This is a genomic window from Mesorhizobium sp. M4B.F.Ca.ET.089.01.1.1 (genome assembly GCF_004022605.1).
Classification (GTDB): domain Bacteria; phylum Pseudomonadota; class Alphaproteobacteria; order Rhizobiales; family Rhizobiaceae; genus Mesorhizobium; species Mesorhizobium abyssinicae.
Window position 1 is genome coordinate 1 of sequence record NZ_RZOS01000431.1, and the last position, 4,769, is coordinate 4,769.

5 protein-coding genes are annotated in these 4,769 nt (G+C 66.1%); 3 read left to right on the forward strand and 2 right to left on the reverse strand.

Translation table 11 applies throughout. From position 1 onward, the window contains the following. Positions 1–105 precede the first annotated feature (105 nt). Entirely contained in the window at positions 106–882 is a 777-nt protein-coding gene (gene ubiE, locus EN780_RS27750) for a bifunctional demethylmenaquinone methyltransferase/2-methoxy-6-polyprenyl-1,4-benzoquinol methylase UbiE (protein ID WP_128275895.1), read from the reverse strand. A gap of 135 nt (positions 883–1,017) precedes the next feature. Here ubiE and EN780_RS27755 point away from each other — a divergent pair, with 135 nt between their 5' ends. From EN780_RS27755 to EN780_RS27765, 3 genes are all read left to right on the forward strand, one after another. Continuing rightward, positions 1,018–1,992 (forward strand): adenosine deaminase, encoded by a 975-nt coding sequence (locus tag EN780_RS27755; RefSeq protein ID WP_128275896.1) that lies wholly within the window; start codon positions 1,018–1,020, stop codon positions 1,990–1,992. Positions 1,993–2,106: 114 nt separating this feature from the next. Next, on the forward strand, positions 2,107–2,736 hold the full coding sequence (gene upp / locus EN780_RS27760; protein ID WP_126058358.1) for a uracil phosphoribosyltransferase: 630 nt from the start codon (positions 2,107–2,109) through the stop codon (positions 2,734–2,736). Positions 2,737–2,841: 105 nt separating this feature from the next. Beyond that, the gene (locus EN780_RS27765) at positions 2,842–3,405 is read left to right on the forward strand and encodes a TIGR02281 family clan AA aspartic protease (RefSeq protein WP_128275897.1); all 564 of its coding nucleotides are present in this window, start codon (positions 2,842–2,844) and stop codon (positions 3,403–3,405) included. 18 nt (positions 3,406–3,423) lie between these two features. Here EN780_RS27765 and deoA read toward each other — a convergent pair whose 3' ends face one another. Then, positions 3,424–4,740, reverse strand: coding sequence for a thymidine phosphorylase (deoA, locus tag EN780_RS27770; protein ID WP_128275898.1), 1,317 nt, complete (start codon positions 4,738–4,740; stop codon positions 3,424–3,426). Positions 4,741–4,769 lie beyond the last annotated feature (29 nt).

A 4,769-nucleotide genomic window follows, 5' to 3' on the forward strand; every position in this document is an offset into this window, starting at 1 on the left:
GCCCTCGCGGACCAGCACCCAGCCGGCCCGTGCGAGCCGAAAGGCGGCGCCGACGCTGCTCATCGGACGCTGCTCATCGTCTGGCCTGCCTCAAGGTTTCCTGCCTCAAAGCTTCCAGCCCGAATGCAGTGCGGCGATGCCGCCGGAATAGTTGCGGAAGGAAACGCGGTCGAAGCCCGCCCGGGTGATCATGGAAGCGAAATTCGCCTGGTTGGGAAACTTGCGGATCGATTCGACCAGGTAGGAATAGGGTTCGCCGTCGCCGGTGACCGCTTGGCCGATCTTCGGGATGGCGTTGAACGACCAGGCTTCGTAGGCCTTGTCGAGCAACGGCATCTCGACCTCGGAAAATTCGAGACACAGCAAACGCCCGCCTCGCTTCAGCACGCGGAAGGCCTCGGAGAGCGCCACGTCGATGCGCGGCACGTTGCGGATGCCGAAGGCGATCGTGTAGGCGTCGAAAACATTGTCGGCGAAGGGCAGTTCCTCGGCATTGGCCTCGACGAAATCGGCGTTTTCGCGCAGGCCTTTCTTCTCGGCGCGGTCGCGGCCGACGTCGAGCATCGAGCCGTTGATGTCGAGCACCGTGGCGTGCGCGTGGCGATCGCTCGCCTCGATGATGCGGAAGGCGATGTCGCCGGTGCCGCCGGCGACGTCGAGCACTTTCCAGCCCGGCCGTTTCGGCGGGTTGAGCCATGTCACCATGGCGTCCTTCCACAACCGGTGCAGCCCGCCCGACATCAGGTCGTTCATCAGGTCATAGCGATTGGCGACCTTGTGGAAAACGTCGTTGACCAGGGACTGCTTGTCGCCGGCCCCTACCCGCTTGAAACCATAGGAGGTTTCCATGCCGCCCGCGGCCGTGGTTCTCTCACCTGACATTATTTTGATCCGTCATAAAACCGGCGGGACCATAGCCGATCACTGGTGCGGGCGCTATTGTTTAAGGCGCGGTGTTCGGCCGCGCTTCCAGGTGGTGGGCTTATCGACCTGGACCGAACTTGACGGGATGACTGAATGCCTCTGAAAGCGGAACTGCACTGCCACATCGAAGGGGCAGCGGCGCCCGAGCTCGTCATCAGCCAGGCGCGCAAATACGGCAAGGACACTTCGCCCTACATCAAGGACGGCGCCTTCGTCTGGCGTGATTTCACCTCCTTCCTCGCGGCTTACGATTTCGCCTCCGACCTGTTCCGCACCGAGGAGGACTATGCGCGGCTGGCAGACCACTATCTCACCAGCCTCGCCCGCGACGGCGCCATCTATTCCGAGGTCTTCACCTCGCCGGACCACGCGAAAAAGGCCGGCCTGTCGCCCAAGGCCTATACCGACGCGCTCGGCGAAGGCATGGCGCGCGCCAAGGCCAAGACCGGGATCGAAGGCCGCATGATCGTCACCGGCGTGCGCCATGTCGGCGTCGAGTCGATCGAGCAGGCGGCGCGCTTCGCCGCCCGCTGCGGCCACCCGCTGGTGACCGGCTTCGGCGTCGCCGGCGACGAGCGCATCGGCGATTTCGAGGACTATGTCCGCGCCTTCGAGATCGCCCGCGAGGCCGGTCTCGGCATCACCATCCATGCAGGCGAGTTGATGGGCTGGGAGAGTGTCAAGGCCGCGCTCGACCACATCCGACCGTCCCGCATCGGCCATGGCGTGCGCGCCATCGAGAATCCCGACCTCGTCCGGCGCATCGCCGACGAAGGCGTGGTGCTCGAATGCTGCCCGGGCTCCAACATCGCGCTCAAGGTGTTCGACAGTTTCGCCGACCATCCGTTCCCGGCGCTGCTGGCGGCGGGCTGCAAGGTGACGCTCAACTCGGACGATCCGCCCTATTTCTGGACCTCGCTGAAGCGCGAATACGACATCGCCACCGAGCATTTCGGGATCAAGGACAAGGCGCTTGTCGCCATCACCAGGACGGCGATCGAGGCCGCCTTCGTCGACCGCAAGACGAAAGCAGCGCTTCTCGCCCGGCTGAACGGCGCCGGGCGCTGACTGCCTTACAGGCAAATTTCCGGCAAAAACTGTGATCGGTGACGGCCAAGCGGTTCCTTGGCCGCCGCATTGTCGCTAGGGTCTTTCGGATTGCCGGAATTCCAGGAGAGCACCATGCAGGGCGTCACCGTCGTCGACCACCCGCTTGTCCAGCACAAGCTGACCATCATGCGCAAGAAGGAGACGTCGACCGCCGGCTTCCGCAGGCTGCTGCGCGAGATCTCGCTGCTTCTGGGCTATGAGGTCACGCGCAATCTCGAGCTGACGACGACCGAGATCGAGACGCCCATCGAGACGATGGAGGCGCCGACGCTCGAGGGCAAGAAGCTGGTCTTCGCCTCGGTGCTGCGCGCCGGGAACGGGCTGCTCGAAGGCCTGCTAGATCTGGTGCCGGCGGCGCGCGTCGCCCATATTGGGCTCTACCGCGACCATGACACGCTGGAGGCGGTCGAATATTTCTTCAAGGCGCCGAGCGACCTCGCCGACCGGCTGGTGATCGTCGTCGATCCGATGCTCGCCACCGCCAATTCGGCGATCGCGGCGATCGACAAGCTGAAGGGGCGCGGCGCCACCAACATCCGCTTCCTGTGCCTCTTGGCAGCGCCCGAGGGCATCGAGCGCTTCACCAAGGCGCATCCCGACGTGCCCGTCTTCACCGCCTCGATCGACCGCCAGTTGAACGACAAGGGCTATATCATGCCTGGCCTTGGCGACGCCGGCGACCGCATGTACGGCACCAAATAGGCCCGCCGTTTACCGCTCGTTTACGCAAAGCCGCGGTTTCGGCCGACGTTAAAGTCGAAAACACCATGTCGGGGTTAAGGATCGGCCTTCACACAGGCCGGTCCCATGCTGCGCAAGCTCCTCTTCCTTGGCGTCTTTGCCGGAACATCGGCATCGATCCCGATCATCTATCAGTCGAACCCGCAGATGCTCGATGGGTTGTTCAAACCGGCGGTAGCCTCCGGGCCGACGACCGAGCCGCAGCCGGCCATCAACCTGGCCTCGGTCCCGGACAAGCCTGCCGCGCCGCTGCCGCTCGGCCGCAAGGTAGTGGTCAACGCCGACGCGCGCGGCCACTTCAGCTCCCCTTTCAAGGTCAACGGCCGCCAGGTCGACGGCATGATCGACACCGGCGCGACGCTGGTCGCCATCAACACGTCCACGGCGCGCCGCGTCGGCATCTCGCTCAGCCCGTCGGATTTCATCCACGAGGTCAACACTGCCAATGGCTCGATCAAGGCCGCCGTGGTGACGGTCGACCGCATGCAGATCGGCAAGATCTCGGTCGACAATATTCAGGCGGTGGTGCTCGACGACCGGGCGCTGCAGACCAACCTGATCGGCATGAGCTTCCTGCAGCGGCTGCAGAAATACCAGGTCGAGAACGGGGCGCTGCTGCTGGTCCAGTAGGGCTGCGGGACCGGACGGTCAGCGCGGCAGCACGCGCCGGATGACGGTCTTTTCCGCCGCCGGCTTCGACGTTCCGATCGTGTAGGCCGCAAGCACGGCCGCAGCCGCCGCCTCGGCATCCGCGTCGGTGCGCGCATGGACCAGCGCCAGCGGCTCGCCCGCCCGCACTTCCGCGCCGACCGGCGACAGCCTGGTGATGCCGACCGCGTGGTCGATCCTGTCGTCAGGCCGCGTCCGCCCGCCGCCGAGGCCGACCACCGCAAGCCCGATCTCGCGCGTCGCGATGCCGCTGACGAAGCCGTTTCCGGGCGCCTTCACGGCGAGTTCCACAGGCGCCCTGGGCAGATACTTTTCCGGCCGCTCGATGAAATCGGCGGGGCCGCCAAGTGCTGCCACCATGCGCTGGAAGACGGCAGCCGCGCGGCCGCCGGCAAGCGTCTCGGTGGCGCGCCTTATACCGTCCTGGTTGGACGCGGCCAGCCCGGCCGACTGCAGCATCTCGGCGGCGAGCGCCAGCGTCACATCCTCCAGCCGCTTGTCGCGGAAACGACCGGTGAGGAAATCGACCGCGTTCCGCACCTCGACGGCGTTGCCGGCGGCCGATGCCAGCGGCTCGTTCATGCCTGTGACCAGCGCCGAGGTCTTCAGCCCGGCGCCGTTGGCGACCTCGACCAGGCTGCTGGCAAGCGCCGTCGCATCGCGCGACTTCTCCATGAAGGCGCCGTTGCCGACCTTGACGTCGAGCACCAGCGAGCCAAGTCCGGCGGCGAGCTTCTTCGACAGGATCGAGGCGGTGATCAGCGGCACCGATTCCACCGTGCCGGTGACGTCGCGGATGGCGTAGAAGCGGCGGTCGGCGGGCGCCAGGTCGGCGGTCTGGCCGATAATGGCGCAGCCGGTCTCGAGCACCGTCTTGCGCAGGCGCGCCACGTCCGGCTGGCTGATGTAGCCGGGGATGGCGTCCATCTTGTCCAGCGTGCCGCCGGTATGGCCGAGGCCGCGGCCGGAGATCATCGGCACATAGGCGCCGCAGGCGGAGACGATCGGCGCCAGCATCAGCGAGACATTGTCGCCGACGCCGCCCGTCGAATGCTTGTCGGTGACCGGGCCGGGCAGGTCGGACCAGTCGAGCACGTCGCCGGAATCGCGCATGGCGACGGTCAGCGCCACCGCTTCCTCGCGGCTCATGCCGTTGAAGAACACCGCCATGGCGAAGGCGCCGACCTGGCCTTCCGTGACGGTACCAGCGGTCAGCCCTTCGATGAAGGCCGCGATCTCAGGTGCCGAAAGCCGGTGGCCGTCACGCTTGCGGCGGATGATTTCCTGCGGAAGCATCAGCTCTCCGGCAGCCCGTCGCGGAACAC